The sequence below is a fragment of the Acidiphilium sp. PA genome, assembly GCF_026191915.1.
Classification (GTDB): domain Bacteria; phylum Pseudomonadota; class Alphaproteobacteria; order Acetobacterales; family Acetobacteraceae; genus Acidiphilium.
Genome location: NZ_JAIMBY010000001.1, coordinates 638498 through 656159 on the forward strand (window position 1 = coordinate 638498; position 17662 = coordinate 656159).

Genomic DNA, 17662 nt, shown 5'->3' on the forward strand with positions numbered 1-17662 from the left:
GCCTCGTCGGTTTCATCGTGACAGGCTGAACCGAACGAGCTTCGGTCGCTCGACATTCAAACCCCAAACCAAACAGCGCCCCCTCAAAACGCCTCGAATTCACCAGCCTCATGCGTCGATAATTGCGCCGGCGCGCCGCGCAGCCGGCACGACAGATCAGACAGTGTCACCACGCGCGCCGCCGGCTCCGGATCGACCGACCACGCCTCCGGCACCGAGGGGCGCAACGCACGCATGAAATCGCTCAGCCCATATAGTCTTTGCGTGATCAGATCGATAATCTGCGCCTCCTGATGGCAGGCGAAATCATCGGCTGCACGCAGTATCGCCGGACCCAGAACCGCCTGGAATTGTTCTGCCAGACGTCCGAGTTCGACAAGTTCCGCCTCAACGGTAATCAGCAGATCACCGAACAACACCTGTGAATTGCTCAAAACAGCTCCACCATGCCGGCCGTGCTCAGCGATGGCGGCGGGGCCCGGTTGGCCTCGGCCCGGAAAACCGCACCACTGCCGCTGCTCAACAACGTCTGGCGCGCCCGCCCCGATACCGGCCAGAACTGAATCCGCCGCCCCTGGTTGCCCCGCAGACTGCCGCCGACAACCGCAATTCCCTCCGCCTGTAAAAACCGCTCCGCAAATGCCGCATTCAACTGCCCTACATCCGTCAAACCGGCCATCATGCAGGACCCACCAAACAACTTCGCCTGCAACCGCCGCCGCTGTGCGCCATGCCGGAGGAGGCCGTTGATCAATAGCTCCATCGAATATGCGCCATAGCGCATCGCATCACCGCCTCGGCTCGCCTGTCCAGCGTCGGTCCGATCACCCGGCAACAGAAAATGATTCATCCCACCGACCCCCGCCTCGCGATCCCACATGCAGGCCGCAATGCACGATCCCAGAATCGTCGTCAGCACCACACCAGGATCATTCGAAACGTGTTGCTCACCTTGCACGATGTTGATTTTGCGTTCGACAACGACATCCAGATCAGTCGGTGAACTCATTTCAGCGCACCGATCACCGCCTCGATTTTTTCGCGCAATGAGTCCGGCGTGAACGGTTTGACCAGATAGTTATTGACGCCATGCTCAACCGCGCTCAACACCATCTGCTTGTCGGCACGACCGGTCAGCATGATAAAGGCAGTCTTGCTGATCGGCCCATGAGCGCGCACCGCCCGCAATAGACTCAATCCGTTCAGATTGGGCATGTTGTAGTCGGAGATGATCAGATGGATCGGCGTCTTGTGCGTCAGAATGGCCTTGAGCGCCTCTTCGCCATCGGCCGCCTCCAAAATCGTGCCAACCCCCCATTGCTCCAGCGCCATTCTCGCCAGGCTCCGAATGGTCTGCTGATCATCGACGACCAGAATTGTCAGGCTGCTTGCAAGAGGCATCACACTCTCTCCCTATGATGAAGGTTGGTGCTGCGCAGAATGTGATCGGCCATTTTGCCGAGTGGTAATTGGCGTGAGACGGCGCCGATCTCGAACGCGACTTTCGGCATGCCGTAGACGATGCAACTCGCCTCGTCCTGCCCGACCGTCTCCGCCCCGGCTTGGCGCATCTCCAGCAGCCCCTGTGCCCCATCCCGTCCCATGCCGGTCAGGATCACACCAAGCGATCTGGCACCGATCACCCGCGCCACCGAGCCGAACAACACATCCGCCGACGGCCGGTGCCCACTGACCCGCTCGCCCTCATGCAACCGGCAGCGCGGCTTGCTGGGATTGGCAATCTCCAGATGCGCGCTGCCCGGCGCCAGATAGATATGCCCCGGCAGTACCAACATCCCGTCTTCCGCCTCCGCGACTTCAGGAGCACACAGACGGTTGAGCCGCTCGGAAAAACTCTTGGTGAACGTCGCCGGCATATGCTGGGTGATCATCACGGGCGGGCAATTCGCCGGAAACCGGGATAGTATCGCAATCAATGCCTCGACCCCGCCGGTGGAGGAACCGATCGCCACGACCCGGCCATCCGGCGCGAACCGCCCGCCCCGATCAGGCGTCACCGGTTCGGCGGGCACAAAACTGCGCGGTTGCACGCGCGATTTTGCCGCCGCCCTCACCTTCTCGGGCAATTGGTCGAAATCGTGATAATCGCCATTGGATGGTTTCGCGACGCAGTCGAACGCGCCACATTCGAGCGCCCGCAATGTCACCGAGGCGCCGGCCTGGGTCAGTGTCGAAACCATGATAACCGGGGTTGGCCTCAACCGCATGATCTTTTCGAGAAACTCGAGACCGTTCATGTTCGGCATCTCGACGTCCAGCGTGATCACATCGGGATTCAACTGCTTGATCGCCGTCCGCGCCTCCAGCGGATCTGCGGCATGCCCGACCACCTCGATCAGCGGGTCCCGCCTGAGCACCGCGGAAATCAACTCCCGCATCGTGGCGGAATCATCAACCACCAGAACCTTGACGCTCATCGGCGCGCCTCCTTGCCGACCAGCGGCCGATACGTGGTAATCCCATCGCTGCGCAGCAGCCGCTCGGCCGGCCCGCTCACCCGTTCGGAATGTCCGATGTAGAGCGCACCCGCCGGATCAAGCAGGGGCACCATGCGCGACCAGATCGCCGCCTGCGTCGGATCGTCAAAATAGATCGCGACATTGCGACAGAAAATCGCCTGGAACCGCCCCTGCATCGGCCAATCCCCGATCAGGTTGAGCCTGCGGAACTCCACCAGTACGCGCGCCGCATCGGCGATCTTCACCATACCCCGGTTCTCATCGGCCGGTGCAAACCAGCGCTGGCGCAGATCAGGCGGTACCGGCTCGATGGCAGACTTTTCATACAAGCCAGCCTTGCCGATCGCGATCATGTTGGGATCGATGTCGGTGGCCAGAATCCGGACATCGTGTTGCGCCGCATCCGGCAGCAATGACAGAACTGTCAACGCCATCGAATACGGCTCCTGGCCGCTCGAAGACGCGGCCGACCACAGCCGAACTCGCCCACCCTTGCGGGCACTGGCAATCAACGGCGGCAGAATCTGCGTGCGCAAATGCTCGAAATGATGCGGCTCACGATAAAATCGCGTCACATTGGTCGTCAGCGCCGCCAGCATTTCCTGCCGCTCGTCGCCGCCCGTGGGACTGCCCACGAGTTCACAATATTCGGAGAAATTTTTCAGCCCCAGGGCGCGCAACCGCTTGGCCAGCCGCGAATACACCAAAGTCGCCTTGTGATCGGGCATCGCGATCCCGGCATCCGCATAAATCATCGCCGAAATCTGGCGAAAATCCTCCGCGGTCAGGCGATACTCACCACCCTCGATCAGGCTGCGTCCACCGGCTGCATTGAGTGTCGCGCTCATGCTGCCTGACGTTCTTCCAACGGCAGGATATGATCCAGCGAGATAAGACTGATCATCCGCCCATCCACCGGCAGAAGGCCGCGCACAAACGCCTTGACCAGATCGGACGCGACATCCGGGGTCGGTTGAATTGCGTTTTCGTTCAGCGTCAGGATATCCGAAACCGCATCGACCAGCAGCCCGACCTGCTGGTTATGGATCTGCGTCACGATGATCACGTGCCGCGCGGTCGGCGCCGATCCCGGCAACCCGAGCCGCACCGCGAAATCCACGATCGGCAGCACCGCGCCGCGCAGGTTGATCACGCCGCAAATATACCGCGGCGCCTGTGGCAGCGCGGTCGCCGCCGTCCATCCGCGGATCTCCCGGACCGCCATGATGTTGACGCAGAACTCCTGCTGACCAACCCGAAATGCAATAAATTCGCGGCCCTCGGCCCCGTTCGTGAGCGATTCATTCATGGCTTAACTCGCTTGTAAAAGAGTTGGTTCGGCCCGCAGTGCGTCACCACGGATAAGTTCAGTCCTTGTCACCGAGACGATCGCATCGACATCGAGAATTAGGGCAACGCGCCCATCGCCCATTACCGTTGCGGCGGCGATGCCGGGCACCGCGCGATAGTTCGCCTCGAGACTCTTGATCACGACCTGCCGCTGGCCCTGGATTGCATCGACAATCAGCACCGCGCGAATGCCGCCCTCACCTTCGACCAGCAAAGCCACGCTCTTGTCAGCCTCGAGCGGGACCTCACTATAGCCGAGCGCCATGCCGACATCGACAAGCGGAATATAACGCCCGCGCATCGCCACAACCCGCACATCCGTCCCAAGCGTGTGAACATTGGCAGCCTGCGGCTGCAATGTTTCGATGATCGCGCTGAGCGGAACGATCAGCGTATGGCCTGCCACGCTGACCACCATGCCATCGAGCACAGCAAGCGTCAGCGGCAGGCTCAACGTAAAGGTCGAACCGGCCCCCGGCCGCGACGCAATCGAAATTCGCCCGCCGAGCGACTGAACCGAGCGCCGCACCACATCCATGCCGACCCCCCGGCCAGAGATGTCGGAAACTTCACTCGCGGTCGAAAAGCCTGGCAGGAAGATCAGATTGTCGGTTTCTTCATCGCTGAGCTGCGCTTCCGGCGCGACCAACCCCTTCTCGATCGCCTTCGCCTTGACCCGTTCCCGATTGATCCCGGCCCCATCATCCGCCACCTCGATCACGATTCGCCCGGAGCGATGCAGAGCCGTCAGCCTGACCACCCCTTCCTCCGGCTTACCAGCCGCAAGCCGTGCATCGGTTGACTCCAACCCGTGATCGATCGCGTTGCGGATCATATGGGTCAGCGGATCGGCAATCCGTTCGATGACTGTTTTGTCGACCTCGGTGCCCTCGCCATCGGTCAGCAAACGGACTTGTTTTCCCGTCATTGCCGCGACCTCACGCACCAGTCGGGGCATGCGCTGGAACACCGATCGCACCGGCTGCGCACGGATCGCCATCACGCTGTCCTGAATCTCGCGCGTCAGGTGTTCGAGCTCGTCGAGCGCGGCCGCCACGCCGGAGGCGCGCGCAAGCCCGGCTTCCATGACGCGCTGGGTCAGCATCGCCTCATTGATGACCAGTTCGCCGACCAGGTCGATCAGGCGATCAACCCGGTCGAGATCCACCCGGATCGTCGCCCCGACGGCAGACCCGGTGTCATTTTTCGATGGCGCGCCGTCCGTGCCGGGCGCTGCATCCTGCCGGGATCGAACCGCCGGCGGCGATGGATTTTGTGCCCCGCCGGCAATGGCTCCTGGCTGTTCACGATCGGATGACGATACGCTCTGTTGAGCTTTGCGAATCATTGCGAGCACATCGGCGTCGGAAGGCATGCCACTGTTCGCCGTGACGTTGGCTGCCGTGACGGGATCGGGTGTCGGGATCGTCTCCGCGGTTCCCCCGCCGGCTACCTCTGCGTCTGGCTGTGGCAGATTCAACCGATCAGACTGGTCTGACGCACGGCTGATCACCAATTCGCAATCGTCCTCGACGAATTCGAACGCGCTGCGAATCGCCTGCTCATCACACTCGGCGTGTAATGCGATCGTCCAGGCCAAATACGCGCCTTCCGGATCGAGTTCGGCAAAGTCGGGCAGTGCTGAGCGATCGACCGTCACCCTGACCGGGCCGAGCATGCTGACTTCGCGCAGCAGCAGCGCCGCCTCGTTCGCATTGGCGTAAAGATCGGCGAACGGCCGAAACTTGATGACCCAACCACCGGTCTGCAGCGTCTCGTCTTCGACCGGGACCGGCAACGGCAGGAAGGTCAAATCGCCGAGCCCATCATCCTCCGCTGGATCGCTCTGCTCCGTCGCGTCCCCGTTGGTGAGTGCCTTGAGCGCCGCAGCCAGCGATGTCGTCTGCGCTTCATCAGGTGTTGCGCCATCGCGGGCGCACCGAACCTGATCGGCCAGCGCATCCGAAGCGCGGAGCAGCAGCCGCATCGCGTTTGCGGATGCCTCAAGCTTGCCCGAGCGCACCCGATCGAGCGCGGTCTCGAAGACATGGGCAAAGCGTACCAGATCCTCCAGCCCGAACGCGCCAGCGCCACCCTTGATCGAATGAACGGCCCGGAAGACGGCATTGACCGTCTCCTGGTCGGTCTCGCCGCCCTCCATCCGCATCAGGCCGCTCTCTAGTTCGCACAGCTGCTCTTCACATTCCTGAAAGAAGGTCTCACGGATTGCCGCCATCGGGTCCATTGCGCACCATCCTCCTTAAGCGGCGACGCGTCGGATAACGTCGACCAACTTGACCGGATCAAACGGCTTGACGATCCAGCCCGTCGCACCCGCCGCCTTCGCTCGGCTCTTCTTTTCGGCGTCGACCTCCGTGGTCAGCACCAGCACCGGCGTCGACCGCCAGGTGACATCGCGCCGCACCGCTTCGATGAAACCGAACCCGTCCATGCGCGGCATGTTGATGTCAGTGACGATAACGTCCGGTGTCTCATCACGCAGCACTTCAAGCCCGTGCACGCCATCCTCCGCCTGCACGACCCGGAAACCGGCCTCCACCAGGGACAGGCGCAGCATGTCGCGCATTGTCCGTGAATCGTCGACCGTCAATATTGTCTTGATCAAGCGCCCATTTCCCTTCGATGATCAAACGCCGTGGGCTCGATGCCCATCAATTCCAGCGTGGCGATCACGCCGGGTGAAAACCCCTCGACCAGAAACCCGCGCTGATCGGCGGCCCAACGTGCACGCGCTGCAAGCAACACTTGGAGACACTGCCCGCCAAATCGTTCGACGGCACTGGCATCAATGACCAGGTCGCGGCCACGGTGGCGGGATAGAAGCGCATACAACGGTGCGGATGCCTTGATATCGAGAATCGGATCAAGCCTGAGTTTGACAGCTGCAGCGCCTTTGGGCGGGTTGGATCTCTTTGGCATCTTGTTCAAAACTCCTCCCAGCTATCGACATCCGCTGCGACCGCAAGCTTGCGGGCCGCGGCCGCCCCGCTCGACCTGAGCTGCGAGACCGCCGGACGGACCGCCCTGATCGAGCGCTCCGCCGGCGCAGGTCGGCCGGCTGCTTTGCGCGGTCCCTGACGGGACGATGGGTCGGCGATCTCGCCGATCTGAAATTGGGCGATCAAGGCAGCAAGTTGCTCGGTCTCCTGCGCTAGTGCATGGCTTGCCGCGGTCGATTGCTCGACCATCGCAGCGTTCTGCTGAGTGACCTGATCCATCTGGTTGACCGCCACATTCACCTGATGCAGCCCGGTCGCCTGCTCCTGCGCGGACGCAGCGATCTGCACGACAACCTCATTGATCTCGCCGATCTGAATAACCAGTCGCTGCAAGGCCTTGCCCGTCTGCCCGACCAGTTCGACACCGCTGCCGACCTGTTTGGACGACGTTGAAATCAACGCCTTGATCTCCTTGGCCGCATCGGCCGATCGTTGTGCGAGCGCCCGCACTTCGGAGGCGACCACGGCAAATCCACGCCCGGCATCACCGGCTCGGGCGGCCTCGACCCCTGCATTCAATGCCAGCAGATTGGTCTGGAAGGCGATTTCATCGATTACACCGATAATGTTGCTGATCTGCAGCGATGAAGCTTCGATGCCGCTCATCGCCGCCACGGCTTCACGCACCACCGCCCCGCTGCGTTCGGCGTCCGCCTGCGCCGTACCGACGACGTCGCGCGCATGGGTGGCGCCGTCGGCCGTCTTGCCTACCGTTGCGGTGATCTGATCCAGCGCAGCTGCCGTCTCCTCAAGGCTGGCCGCCTGTTGCTCGGTACGACGGGACAAATCATCCGCAGCCGATGAGATCTCGCCCGTACCGGCACGGATCGCCCCCGTATTGGTCGCAATCGTCCTCATCGTGTCCTGAAGCCGACCAAGCGCGTTATTGAAATCGCTACGCAACCGTTCGTATCCGGGGGCGAAAGCCTCGGTGATACGGTAGGTCAGCGCCCCGGAAGAGAGGCGCTCGAGCCCTTCGGCCAGTGAATGAACCACATGCTCCAACTCCTTCGCGGCGGCATCACGTTCTGCTTCGGCGCGTGCACGTTGCGCTTCCAGCTCGATGCGCGAGGTCAGCCCCTCCTCAGCTTTATTGCGGGCAATCAACGCGGTTCGAAACGCATTCATCGCCTTGGTCATTCGACCGACGCAATCACGATGCTGCGTAAACCGGACCGGTGAATCGAGATCGCCCGCCGCCAATGCCTCCATTCGCTCGACCGTCGTGACATAGGGATCGGCGATCGCTCCCCGTAAAACGAAGCCAAGCACGGTTGAGACCAGCAATGCGACCGCGCAGACTGCGATCGAAATTCGGCCCAGCGCCGGCTGGGCATAGATCATCGCCGCAGCGGCAAGGCAGATGAGCAGTAAGCCGCTCTCCATTGCAAACGCCAGGGTGAGCTTCAAACGGATCGGAGCCGTCTCACGAAACCATGTTAGCATGCGTGCCTCGTTACTTGTCGCGCCAGTTGATGATGAGGTCGAAATCATTGGGATGACTGAGCATGAACGTCCCGACCGCAGTCCGTATGATCACGATAGGAGACAAAGATTACGCCATCGTTAACGATGACCCTTGACCGATTATCCTTTTGGGAGGGGGTGCCAGCGCCAAGCCGTGAAACGTACCACCGGCGCGGCGATGTCTCCCCCGACCGCCGCCGCTCAAAGGCATCAACGCCCGTCCGTATTGGCGCTGCTGACGGAACCAGTCGCCGTCCACACACAGACGAACCGGCGGCAATTATCCGTCTGTTAAGATTCCGCGCGCATTATGACCGCGCGTCGCGCTTATCGGCAGTAAATGGAGACACCTTCCTTGAACAGAACTCTCACGATGAGCATGGACCGTGCCGGAACGCACTCTCCTCCGCAGGGGCAACCACTATGAATATGGTTCTTCTGACCGGCGCCGGGATCGTCGTTGTTGGCCTTGGTTTCAAGATCATGCAAGCGTGGGTCCGCCATCAGTTGACGCCTGTGTGCGAACATATTGCTGCCGTGGTCGAGCGGGCAGCGGAGCATGAGCGCATGGTACTGGCGCAGAATGCCCTCGGTCAGAACATCGACATGCTGCGCACGTTAACACAGGCTTATGGTGACGCACGGCTGGAGGGCGAGGATCTGTGGTTCGGTGAGCATCGCATCAACGGGGATTTCGAACTCGTTGATCAGGTAAAATCGAAATTTGGGGGTGCAGCCACCATTTTTGCGCGGGATCGGCGGGTGTCCACCAATATCCTGAGCGCAACCGGCGCGCGGGCGACCGGCACCTGCCTGGCGGCGGGTCCGGTGCGCGATCGTGTACTCGGACAGGGGCTCAGCTATCGCGGCGTGACCGAAATCCTCGGCGAGCCTTACGTGACGGTATACGAGCCGATCCTGCGCGACGATCAGGTCATCGGCATCTTGTTCGTCGGCGTCCCGGCCGCATCAATCGTTGGATCGCGTACCAAGACCGCCTCAACCACGCCATGCTTCAAGGCGATTGCCGCCAACATCGACAATCTGGAGGCAATCGAGTCGGGACAACTGGCGGCTGCGGAACTCGCATTTGCGAAGCGTCAGGAAGCCGATGACGTCAACCGGCGATTTACAGCCGAACGGCAATCGATCGCCCGAAGTCAGGCGCTGGCAATCACGGCGGTCGCAGCCGGTCTGGAGCAACTGGAAGCTGGCAACCTGACCTATCGGATCGATGGCGTTCTACCCGGCAGCTATGAAAAGCTCGGACGCGATTTCAACAGCGCCATCGCAAAATTGCAGACGACCATGACAGCGATCGCCGCGAGCAGCGCCGGCGTGCGGGCCGGGGCGAGCGAAATCACCCATGCGTCGGACGATCTCGCCCGGCGCACGGAGCAACAGGCGGCGACGCTCGAAGAAACGGCCGCAGCGATGGACCAGATCACCGCAACGGTCCAGACCACGGCACGCCGCAGCAGCGATGCGCGGGACCTGGTATCGGCGGCAGGACAGGACGCAAAGCATTCGAGTGATGTCGTACTCGAAACGGTGAACGCGATGAGTGCCATCGAGGGATCGTCCCGCCAGATCGACAAGATTGTCGGTCTGATCGATGAAATCGCCTTTCAGACGAATCTGCTGGCCCTGAACGCCGGGATCGAGGCCGCTCGCGCGGGCGATGCCGGGCGGGGATTCGCCGTCGTCGCCACCGAGGTGCGCGCGCTGGCGCAGCGCTCGGCCGACGCGGCGAAAGAGATCCAAGGATTGATCACCGCATCGGGGCAACAGGTTGCGGTTGGCGTCCGCCTGGTCGGCGAGACCGGGCAGGCGCTGACCCGTATCGCCGAACAGGTTACAAGCCTCAATGCGCTGATCACCGACATCGCCGCCTCGGCCAGCGAGCAGTCCACCGGGCTGCATGAGGTCAACACGGCGGTCAACCAGATGGATCAGGTCACGCAGCAGAACGCCGCCATGGTCGAACAGGCGACCGCCGCAAGCCATGGTCTCGCTAACGAAGCGGATGAACTCGCGCGCTTGGTCGAGGCATTCGTCATCGGTGACGACCTGCGCCAACCGGTCAATGAGCCCCTGGTCGAACGGCGGAATTTGGCTACGCGTCCTTTCGCGGCTACGCCTGTCAGGCAGCGCACGAAACCGCCGCCGGTGTTAGCGACGGGCAAGCCGAAACTGGTCGCCGTCAGTTCAAGCGACCCGGCGTGGCAAGAATTCTGACAGAACCCACCCATGGCAGCTTATTGGCAATGAGGTCAGGTCTGGTTGGTCCTCGCCTCGCTCGATCGCTTCTGTTGTGGTTTGCGCCAGGAGTGGTTTTGCTGGGCATCCTGAGTTTCGAGACGATCGAATTGATGTCTGCGCAACAGACGATCGTCCATCGCGCCCGGACTGATGCGACCGAATATGCGGGCAGTATCGCGCGCCATTTGTTCGCACAATTCGCAGAGCTTGAATTCATCGGCGTCAGCCTGCTCGCACCCCGTCCAGATGGAACGATGCGGCCAACCGGCCGGTCGGTTGTCGCTCTGCGCCGCTTCATGGCGCTCCACCGGAGCCTGTACGCTTTCAATATCCAGTCGGCCGACGGCAACACGATCGTGTGGTCGACCCAGAAACAGGCCGCAAGGCCAATCACCCGCGCCGCCGGGTTCACCCCCCTGCCCGGTCATCCGGATTACCTGCTCGGTCGATCGCGCTACGCGGCCCGAGTTGGTACCTATGCGATCACAATGCGCTTTCGCGCCGTCGCGGCAACCGGCGTCACGCGGTACTTCGTCGGCACGCCCTACCGACTCGAACAACTATTGGCTTATCCAAACGTTTTCTCATCCCCTTGGGTTCTAACCACGGTGGACGTGCGCAACCGGCGCCCAATCGGGCAATGGCGAGGCGGACTGATGTTTTTCCCGCCCAATCGACCGGGCGTTGGGAATCCGCTGAAGCCAACCGGTACTAACAAAAGTGAGGTCAACGTACCGGGACTGCCGTTGAAAGTGCTGATCTCCTGGCCCATCACCTGCGCACCCCGGCTCTGGGCCACGGATGGCTGGGTGCGCTGGATCATGGAACTGCTCGTTCTGGTCGGTATCGTCGTTCTGACCCGCCAGATTGAACAGAGCCAGCGCGCTCGCGAGGATACCGTTTTCGCCATCGAGCACGCGCGCCGCCTTGATCGCCTGACCGGCACATTGTCACGCGTTGGCTTCGACGAGCAGATTATCGGCCTTGCTGACCGGCTCGCACCGGGGGCGCAGTTGGCCGCATTCGTGATCGACATCTGCAATTTTACCGCCCTGAACAAGCGACTCGGCGCCACCGCCGGCGACCGCATATTGATCGAACTTGCGGCGCGCCTGAGCGCACTTCCCGGTGCGCTCCTTGTCGCGCGGGTCGGCGGCGATTCTTTCGCATTTGCGCGGATCGATCCCCGTCGCACCGCCGTTCATGGTCATATCGAAACGGCGCTCAGCGTGGCGGAGGAGCGATTCCGCCCGCTCGAAGGGATCGCGGAGCGTCTGACCTTGTCACTCGGCTGTGCCATCCATGGCGACGACACCGAGATTGCGAACGCCCTTCTCGCAGTCGCCGAAGCCTCGTTGTTCGGACAGGTGCAACGCCAGTCAGCAATCAGACGGCAGACTCTCGATCCATATGGCGATCAAGCCGGGCTGTTGCTGGGTTGGGCGCATCGGTTTCTGGCTGGCCGTTTCGATGAACTTGCCGCCGGCCTCCTCGACCACGTACGGGCGGACCAGCGCAATAAAGCCGTAACCGCGGCGATGACGCCGCAGGTGATAGCAAGGTTTGCCACGCTGCTGCCGAGCTATATCGAAATGCTGCTCGATCCCGGGCTGACGCGTGCGCAGCACGCGGAACGCGCTCGTCAGCTTGGCCGGTTGCATGCCGCCCTCGGCGTTGGCGCGAACGGGATAACCGCGACGATGAGTTGGCTCTATCAGACGATCACGGTCATGAGTCAGCAGGTTCCAGGTCGCTTCAGCCAGCGTCAGATCTACCTCGACATTGTTCTGCGGCGGATCGAGTTCGATCTTGAATTGCAACAAGAGGCCGCGGAGTCGCTGCGTCAGGACATCCACGGCAGAATGCGCGAGCTCGCTCATAGCCTCCGCCCTCTGCGTCGGCGGATCGATATCCTCGATGCAGTCGTCGCTGCCTTCGATGGCTGGCCGTTCATCGCCTTCGCCGCGGTATATGGGCAGGACCCCGACGGCGCCTTTATCGTTGAAGCGGAAAGCGATGCTCATCGCGCCTGGTTTGACCAGCATCCCGACCAGAAACTTCATGGCAGGCGCCTGACTCCGGCCAGCCTGCATCCCATGGCCGAGGCTTGGGCGTCCGGTGAACCCGTCGATATCCCGTTGATCGACGGGCAGACAGATCAGGGCCCGGCATGGGCCGTAACCCTCGGCAATGCCGGGATTCGCAGCATCGCCGCGCTGCCGGTGCTCGACGCCACAGGACGCATCCTGGGCATGATCAAACTTTATGGTCGCCTGCCCAACCTGTTCCGCACCAGGCATATGCGCGAGACTGCCGAAGCCCTGAGCCTGTTGATCAGCCGCGCGATCGAACGTACGCACAGTGCTGACACTGTGATGATCTCCGCGGACGATCGAAAAAACTGGCGCGAGCAATTGTTCAATGGCGGTTTGCGGATGTTCCTCCAGCCAATCGTCGATCTTGCAAGCGGCACGTGTACCAAGTTTGAAGCCCTTGCGCGCATCGAACTCGCCAATGGCCAGATCATCAGTCCAGGGCAGTTCCTGCCCGCGCTCAGCGAACAGGAACTCGATCATCTGTTCGTCGAGAGCCTCAACCACGCCCTCGACGCCATTCTTGAGTTTCAGAGCAAAGGCTTTCCTCTCGATATCTCAGTCAATCTGCCTCCGTCGACCTTGCGCAAACCCGCCTGCGTCGATTGGATACGAACGGCGCTGTCCGCACATCGGATCGACGGCGCACGCCTGACCTTGGAATTGCTGGAGGATCAGGGCTTCGCCGGCGACGATGAACTTTGTGCGCAGGACGCGGCGCGATTGCTCGAACTGGGCGTGCACCTCGCGCTCGATGACCTCGGTGCCGGCTATGGCAGCCTCACGCGCCTGCGCGCCCTGCCGTTCGACATTCTCAAGATCGATCAGAGCCTCGTCCGGGGCATTTCAGCGGGTGACCGCCGCAGCGTGCCGCTGGTCGAGGGGCTGGTGCAAATGGGCCGTAAGCTCGGCATCAAGGTTGCGATCGAAGGTCTTGAAACGCGGGAATTGATCGACTTCGCCCGCAGTATGGGCGCTGAGCTGGGTCAGGGGTATGGCATCGCGCCGCCCATGGCGCAAAGCGCGGTCCTGCCGTGGCTGGTCCGCTTCGCCGCGCGATCGGCACGAGGCGGGGTGCAGGTACGCGCTGGCGCGCATGCGCCCCAAACGGCGCAGCATGACGACGCTGATGACGAGGCCCCCACACTCGTTGGCCTGCATGGCGCGTGAAACACGTTCAAATCGGCGGCGGGCTCGATTTCATCCGCTCCATCGCAAACCGCGACGATACGTTGCGCAGCGGAATCGCCGCGATCAGGCGGCGGTAGAAGGCGTCATAGGCGGGAATATCCGCCACCATGATGTGCAGCAGGTAATCGACATCGCCGCTCATCCGCCAGGCGCCGACGATTTCCGGCATGGTGGCGACGAGTTCGGCAAAGCGCGCGATCCAGGCTTCCGAATGGTCTGCCGTTTCGATCGAGGCGAACACGGAAACCGGGTATCCCAGCCGTTCGGGTGACAGCATCGCGACCCGGCCGGTAATCACCCCGGCCTCTTCCATCCGCTTGATGCGCTTCCAACACGGTGTCGCAGACAGGCCGACCTGGCTCGCGATCGTGGCAAGTTGCATGGTGCAATCGCGCGCGATCAACCGCAAAATGGCACGATCGATCTTGTCGAGCATCGGAGCGGCGCTGGGCGGCGGCAATTCAGAAAGCTCCGGCATGGCGTGGAATCTCCCGCATGGATGACCGGTTTCTCTTTGCGATCGCCAGGATAGAAAATCAATCTTATTTCCCCGAATTTGAGCGCTAGGCGGAGAATGCGGTTTTACGACACGTGCAGGACCGCTATATCCAGCCCAGGAGATATGATGATTCCGATTGCGCTCGATCCTCGTTTTGCGCGTCTTGCGGTCGCCGGCAACGGTGCCTTGGCGCTGCGCCGGTTTCGCGCCCTGCGCGCCGCAGGTGCTGCCAACGCGCTGTTGTTTTCCGACGCCCCCGATGATGAAGCGGTGGCCGAAGCTGGCGACAAGCTCCGTCGCGCGGTGCCCGGCCCCGATGATCTCGCCGCGCTGCACGTTCTGTGGATCGTCGATCTGCCGCGCGACCGCGCCGAACCGCTCGCCGCCACCGCCCGGGCGCTGCGGCTGCTCGTCAATGTCGAAGACGTGCCGCCCTTGTGCGATTTTCACTCAGTCGCCGAAGTGCGGCGCGGCGATCTGCTGCTCACCATTTCCACCAACGGCCGCGCCCCCGGCCTCGCCGGCATGATCCGGCGCAATCTGGAACTGCGCTACGGCGCGGAATGGGCCGATCGCGTCGCGGAAATCGGCTCCCTGCGCGCCGCCTGGCAGCGTGAAGGCGTCTCGATGCCGGAAGCCGCGAAACGCATCGCGGCGATTGCCGCGGACCGGAAATGGCTGTGCGACCGGGTGTGCGATTTCGCTGCCCCGCAACCTCAAGGCTGATATCATGACAAGAACCGCCAAACTGCCCCGCACCGCGCCCTTCGCGCCCGAGGAAATCATCGCGCTCGATCAGGTGATCGGCCGCGCCTCCGCGGTGCAGCGCGCCTGGCTGACCGGATTTCTGGCGGGCATCGATGCCGCGGGCAGCGAAGCGGCACCCGTCGCTGCGGCACCCGCGGTCAAAACCAAACTCACCATCCTGTACGGCACCGAATCGGGCAACGCCGAAGCCCTCGCCGGTGCCGCCAAGCGCGATGCCCAGAAGCGCGGCTTCGCCCCCCGCCTGCTCGACATGGCGGATGCCGACCTCGCCACGCTGAAAGACACCGTCAACCTGCTGGTCATCGCTTCCACCTGGGGCGAAGGCGAGCCGCCGCAACGCGCCGCCCCGTTCATGCGCGCGCTGATGGCCGACGGCGCACCGACGCTCGATGGCGTGAATTTCGCGGTGCTCGCGCTCGGCGATTCCTCCTACGCGCAGTTCTGCGAAACCGGCAAACAGATCGACGCCCGGTTCGAAGCGCTCGGCGGCGTCCGCATCGCCGAACGGCTCGATTGCGACCTCGATTACGAAACCCCGGCCGCCGGGTTCATCGCGTCCCTGCTCGAAAAACTGACCCCCGCGGCCGACGCCGGCTCGGTCATCCATGTCGATTTCCACCGCGCCGAAGCCGAACCGGTCGGCAAGAACGCGCCCTTTGCCGCCGAAATCGCCGCCCTGCATCCCATCACCTCGTCACGTTCCTCCTCGGAAACGCTGCACCTCGAACTCGATCTGACCGGCTCGGGGATCGTCTACCAGCCCGGCGATACGCTGGGAATCGCGCCGGAAAACGATCCCGCCCTGGTCGGTGCGGTCCTGCGCGCCACCGGCCTGTTCGATGACAGCGCCGCCCATAGCGCGCTCACCCGCGAACGCGACATCACGACCCTCAGCGGCAAATTGATCCAGGATTACGCCGCCCTCACCGGCGATGCGCGCCTCACCGCCCTCGCCGCCGATGCCGAGGCGCGCGGCCGCTTCATCGCCGGGCGCCAGCCGATCGACCTGTTCGAAGCCTATCCCCACACCCTGACGACCGCCCAACTCACCACCCTGCTGCGCAAATTGCCGCCGCGCTACTATTCGATCGCATCATCGCAACGCCTGGTCGGTGAAGCCGCGCATCTCGCGATCGCCAAAGTCGCCTACGAAAGCGAAGGCCGCGCCCGGCTCGGCGTCGCCTCCGGCATGATCGCGGAACGGCGCAAAACCGGCGGCAGCGTCAATGTCCACGTCAAGGCCAATCCGCATTTCCGCCTGCCCGATCGCAGCGAAACCCCGATCGTGATGATCGGCGCCGGCACCGGCATCGCGCCCTACCGGGCGTTCCTGCAGGAGCGCGAAGCCCTCGGCATCGCCGGCAAATCCTGGCTCATCTTCGGCCACCGTCACTTTCTGCACGATTTCCTCTACCAGCTCGACATTCAGGAGTGGCTGAAATCCGGCGTGCTCGGCCGGCTCGACCTCGCCTTCTCGCGCGATCAGCCGGAAAAACGCTACGTCCAGCACGTGCTCTGGAACCAGCGCAACGACCTGCGCGCCCAGCTCGACCAGGGGGCCACGCTCTACCTCTGCGGCGACGCCAAGGCGATGGCGCGCGATGTCGATGCCACCCTCGTTCGTATTCTCGGCAAGGACGACGCCGACCGCGGCCAGCACGAACTCGATGCGCTGATCGCCGCCGGCCGTTACAAAAAGGACGTCTACTGATGCTCGAAACCCTCACCAGACACGAAGCCGAAGCGCTCGATCTGCTGCGCACCAGCATCGCGGCCCACCCCGGCCGCGTCGCCCTGGTATCGTCCTTCGGCACCGAATCCGCCGCCCTGCTCGACCTCGTCGCGCGGATCGACCGCACCCTGCCGGTCATTTTCCTCGATACCGGCAAACTCTTCCCCGATACCATTGCCTATCGCAACGCTTTGATCACGAGGCTGCGCCTGTCGGACGTGCGGACCATCCGCCCCGACCCCGCCCACCTCGCCAGCTTCGACCCTAACGGCACCCTGTTCGCCCGCGACCCCGATTTATGCTGCACCCTGCGTAAAACCATGCCGCTGGACGACGCCCTGCTGCCGTTCGAAGCCTGGATCAGCGGGCGCAAACATACCCAGTCCGACAGCCGCGCCACCCTGCAAGCCACCGAAACCGGCCCCGATGGCCGCATCATCGTCAACCCGCTGCGCGCCTGGACCCAGACCGATATCGAAACCTACTTCGCCAGCCGCAACCTGCCACACCACCCGCTCCAGGCCGACGGTTTCGCCTCGATCGGCTGCCATACCTGCACCCGCCGCATCCAGCCCGGCGAACCCCCCCGCGCCGGACGCTGGAGCGGTACCGGTAAAATCGAATGCGGCATCTTCCTCCCACGGCCGGTCGCGGCATGAGCCGGCAAGGCGGGGCTTCGCCCCGGACCCCGACCAGGGGGCTCTGCCCCCTGGACCCCCGCCAGGAACTTAGTTCCTGGACCTCATTAGTTTCAGATGAGAGGGGGCTTGCGACGCCCTTTGAAAGGCAACGGAATTGAT

The 17662-nt window shown here is 62.9% G+C and carries 16 protein-coding genes; 5 read left to right on the forward strand and 11 right to left on the reverse strand.

The features are described from left to right. Positions 1-83 precede the first annotated feature (83 nt). Genes AruPA_RS03005 through AruPA_RS03050 form a run of 10 tightly spaced genes read right to left on the reverse strand, consistent with a single transcriptional unit; the run spans position 84 to position 8122 of the window. Complete coding sequence (locus AruPA_RS03005) at positions 84-434, reverse strand: hypothetical protein (protein WP_265634934.1); 351 nt, start codon at positions 432-434, stop codon at positions 84-86. Further along, the gene (locus AruPA_RS03010) at positions 431-1009 is read right to left on the reverse strand and encodes a chemotaxis protein CheD (protein ID WP_265634936.1); all 579 of its coding nucleotides are present in this window, start codon (positions 1007-1009) and stop codon (positions 431-433) included. Before AruPA_RS03010 ends, AruPA_RS03005 begins: the two co-directional genes overlap by 4 nt. Continuing rightward, a complete protein-coding gene (locus AruPA_RS03015) occupies positions 1006-1401 on the reverse strand; it encodes a response regulator (protein ID WP_265634937.1) in 396 nt (131 codons plus the stop codon). The genes AruPA_RS03010 and AruPA_RS03015 overlap by 4 nt, the downstream gene beginning before the upstream one ends. Then, entirely contained in the window at positions 1401-2438 is a 1038-nt protein-coding gene (locus AruPA_RS03020) for a chemotaxis response regulator protein-glutamate methylesterase (protein ID WP_265634938.1), read from the reverse strand. Before AruPA_RS03020 ends, AruPA_RS03015 begins: the two co-directional genes overlap by 1 nt. After that, on the reverse strand, positions 2435-3328 hold the full coding sequence (locus AruPA_RS03025) for a protein-glutamate O-methyltransferase (protein ID WP_265634939.1): 894 nt from the start codon (positions 3326-3328) through the stop codon (positions 2435-2437). Before AruPA_RS03025 ends, AruPA_RS03020 begins: the two co-directional genes overlap by 4 nt. After that, complete coding sequence (locus tag AruPA_RS03030; RefSeq protein WP_265634941.1) at positions 3325-3789, reverse strand: chemotaxis protein CheW; 465 nt, start codon at positions 3787-3789, stop codon at positions 3325-3327. The genes AruPA_RS03025 and AruPA_RS03030 overlap by 4 nt, the downstream gene beginning before the upstream one ends. A gap of 3 nt (positions 3790-3792) precedes the next feature. Continuing rightward, complete coding sequence (locus AruPA_RS03035) at positions 3793-6075, reverse strand: chemotaxis protein CheA (RefSeq protein ID WP_265634943.1); 2283 nt, start codon at positions 6073-6075, stop codon at positions 3793-3795. A 15-nt stretch (positions 6076-6090) separates the two neighbouring features. Continuing rightward, positions 6091-6456: a response regulator gene (locus tag AruPA_RS03040; RefSeq protein ID WP_029313131.1), complete on the reverse strand. Its 366-nt coding sequence runs from the start codon at positions 6454-6456 to the stop codon at positions 6091-6093. Further along, on the reverse strand, positions 6453-6770 hold the full coding sequence (locus AruPA_RS03045) for an STAS domain-containing protein (protein ID WP_265635127.1): 318 nt from the start codon (positions 6768-6770) through the stop codon (positions 6453-6455). The genes AruPA_RS03040 and AruPA_RS03045 overlap by 4 nt, the downstream gene beginning before the upstream one ends. Positions 6771-6775: 5 nt before the next feature. Next, positions 6776-8122 (reverse strand): methyl-accepting chemotaxis protein, encoded by a 1347-nt coding sequence (locus tag AruPA_RS03050; RefSeq protein WP_265634945.1) that lies wholly within the window; start codon positions 8120-8122, stop codon positions 6776-6778. Between the two features lie 300 nt (positions 8123-8422). On the opposite strand from AruPA_RS03050, the gene AruPA_RS03055 reads away from it, so the two are divergent. Together AruPA_RS03055 and AruPA_RS03060 are read left to right on the forward strand one after the other, a co-directional pair. Further along, positions 8423-10555 carry a methyl-accepting chemotaxis protein gene (locus tag AruPA_RS03055; protein ID WP_265634946.1) on the forward strand — a complete coding sequence of 711 codons (2133 nt, stop codon included), beginning with the start codon at positions 8423-8425 and terminating at the stop codon, positions 10553-10555. Between the two features lie 92 nt (positions 10556-10647). After that, positions 10648-13842, forward strand: coding sequence for an EAL domain-containing protein (locus AruPA_RS03060; RefSeq protein WP_408858556.1), 3195 nt, complete (start codon positions 10648-10650; stop codon positions 13840-13842). A gap of 7 nt (positions 13843-13849) precedes the next feature. On the opposite strand, the gene AruPA_RS03065 is transcribed toward AruPA_RS03060, so the two are convergent. Next, positions 13850-14341, reverse strand: coding sequence for an Lrp/AsnC family transcriptional regulator (locus AruPA_RS03065; RefSeq protein WP_265634948.1), 492 nt, complete (start codon positions 14339-14341; stop codon positions 13850-13852). 144 nt (positions 14342-14485) lie between these two features. Between AruPA_RS03065 and AruPA_RS03070 the strand changes: the two genes are divergently transcribed. Genes AruPA_RS03070 through AruPA_RS03080 form a run of 3 tightly spaced genes read left to right on the forward strand, consistent with a single transcriptional unit; the run spans position 14486 to position 17521 of the window. Beyond that, a complete protein-coding gene (locus tag AruPA_RS03070) occupies positions 14486-15088 on the forward strand; it encodes a bifunctional precorrin-2 dehydrogenase/sirohydrochlorin ferrochelatase (RefSeq protein WP_265634949.1) in 603 nt (200 codons plus the stop codon). Positions 15089-15092: 4 nt separating this feature from the next. Next, a complete protein-coding gene (locus AruPA_RS03075) occupies positions 15093-16841 on the forward strand; it encodes a sulfite reductase flavoprotein subunit alpha (protein ID WP_265634951.1) in 1749 nt (582 codons plus the stop codon). Next, positions 16841-17521, forward strand: coding sequence for a phosphoadenylyl-sulfate reductase (locus AruPA_RS03080; protein ID WP_265634953.1), 681 nt, complete (start codon positions 16841-16843; stop codon positions 17519-17521). The genes AruPA_RS03075 and AruPA_RS03080 overlap by 1 nt, the downstream gene beginning before the upstream one ends. Positions 17522-17662: the final 141 nt, after the last annotated feature.

Coding starts and splice junctions, on each gene's coding strand:
- AruPA_RS03010 (WP_265634936.1), bottom strand. CDS start 1,009: ATGAGTTCACCGACTGATCTGGATGTCGTTGTCGAACGCAAAATCAAC.
- AruPA_RS03015 (WP_265634937.1), bottom strand. CDS start 1,401: ATGCCTCTTGCAAGCAGCCTGACAATTCTGGTCGTCGATGATCAGCAG.
- AruPA_RS03020 (WP_265634938.1), bottom strand. CDS start 2,438: ATGAGCGTCAAGGTTCTGGTGGTTGATGATTCCGCCACGATGCGGGAG.
- AruPA_RS03025 (WP_265634939.1), bottom strand. CDS start 3,328: ATGAGCGCGACACTCAATGCAGCCGGTGGACGCAGCCTGATCGAGGGT.
- AruPA_RS03030 (WP_265634941.1), bottom strand. CDS start 3,789: ATGAATGAATCGCTCACGAACGGGGCCGAGGGCCGCGAATTTATTGCA.
- AruPA_RS03035 (WP_265634943.1), bottom strand. CDS start 6,075: ATGGACCCGATGGCGGCAATCCGTGAGACCTTCTTTCAGGAATGTGAA.
- AruPA_RS03045 (WP_265635127.1), bottom strand. CDS start 6,770: ATGCCAAAGAGATCCAACCCGCCCAAAGGCGCTGCAGCTGTCAAACTC.
- AruPA_RS03055 (WP_265634946.1), top strand. CDS start 8,423: ATGACCCTTGACCGATTATCCTTTTGGGAGGGGGTGCCAGCGCCAAGC.
- AruPA_RS03065 (WP_265634948.1), bottom strand. CDS start 14,341: ATGCCGGAGCTTTCTGAATTGCCGCCGCCCAGCGCCGCTCCGATGCTC.
- AruPA_RS03070 (WP_265634949.1), top strand. CDS start 14,486: ATGATGATTCCGATTGCGCTCGATCCTCGTTTTGCGCGTCTTGCGGTC.
- AruPA_RS03075 (WP_265634951.1), top strand. CDS start 15,093: ATGACAAGAACCGCCAAACTGCCCCGCACCGCGCCCTTCGCGCCCGAG.
- AruPA_RS03080 (WP_265634953.1), top strand. CDS start 16,841: ATGCTCGAAACCCTCACCAGACACGAAGCCGAAGCGCTCGATCTGCTG.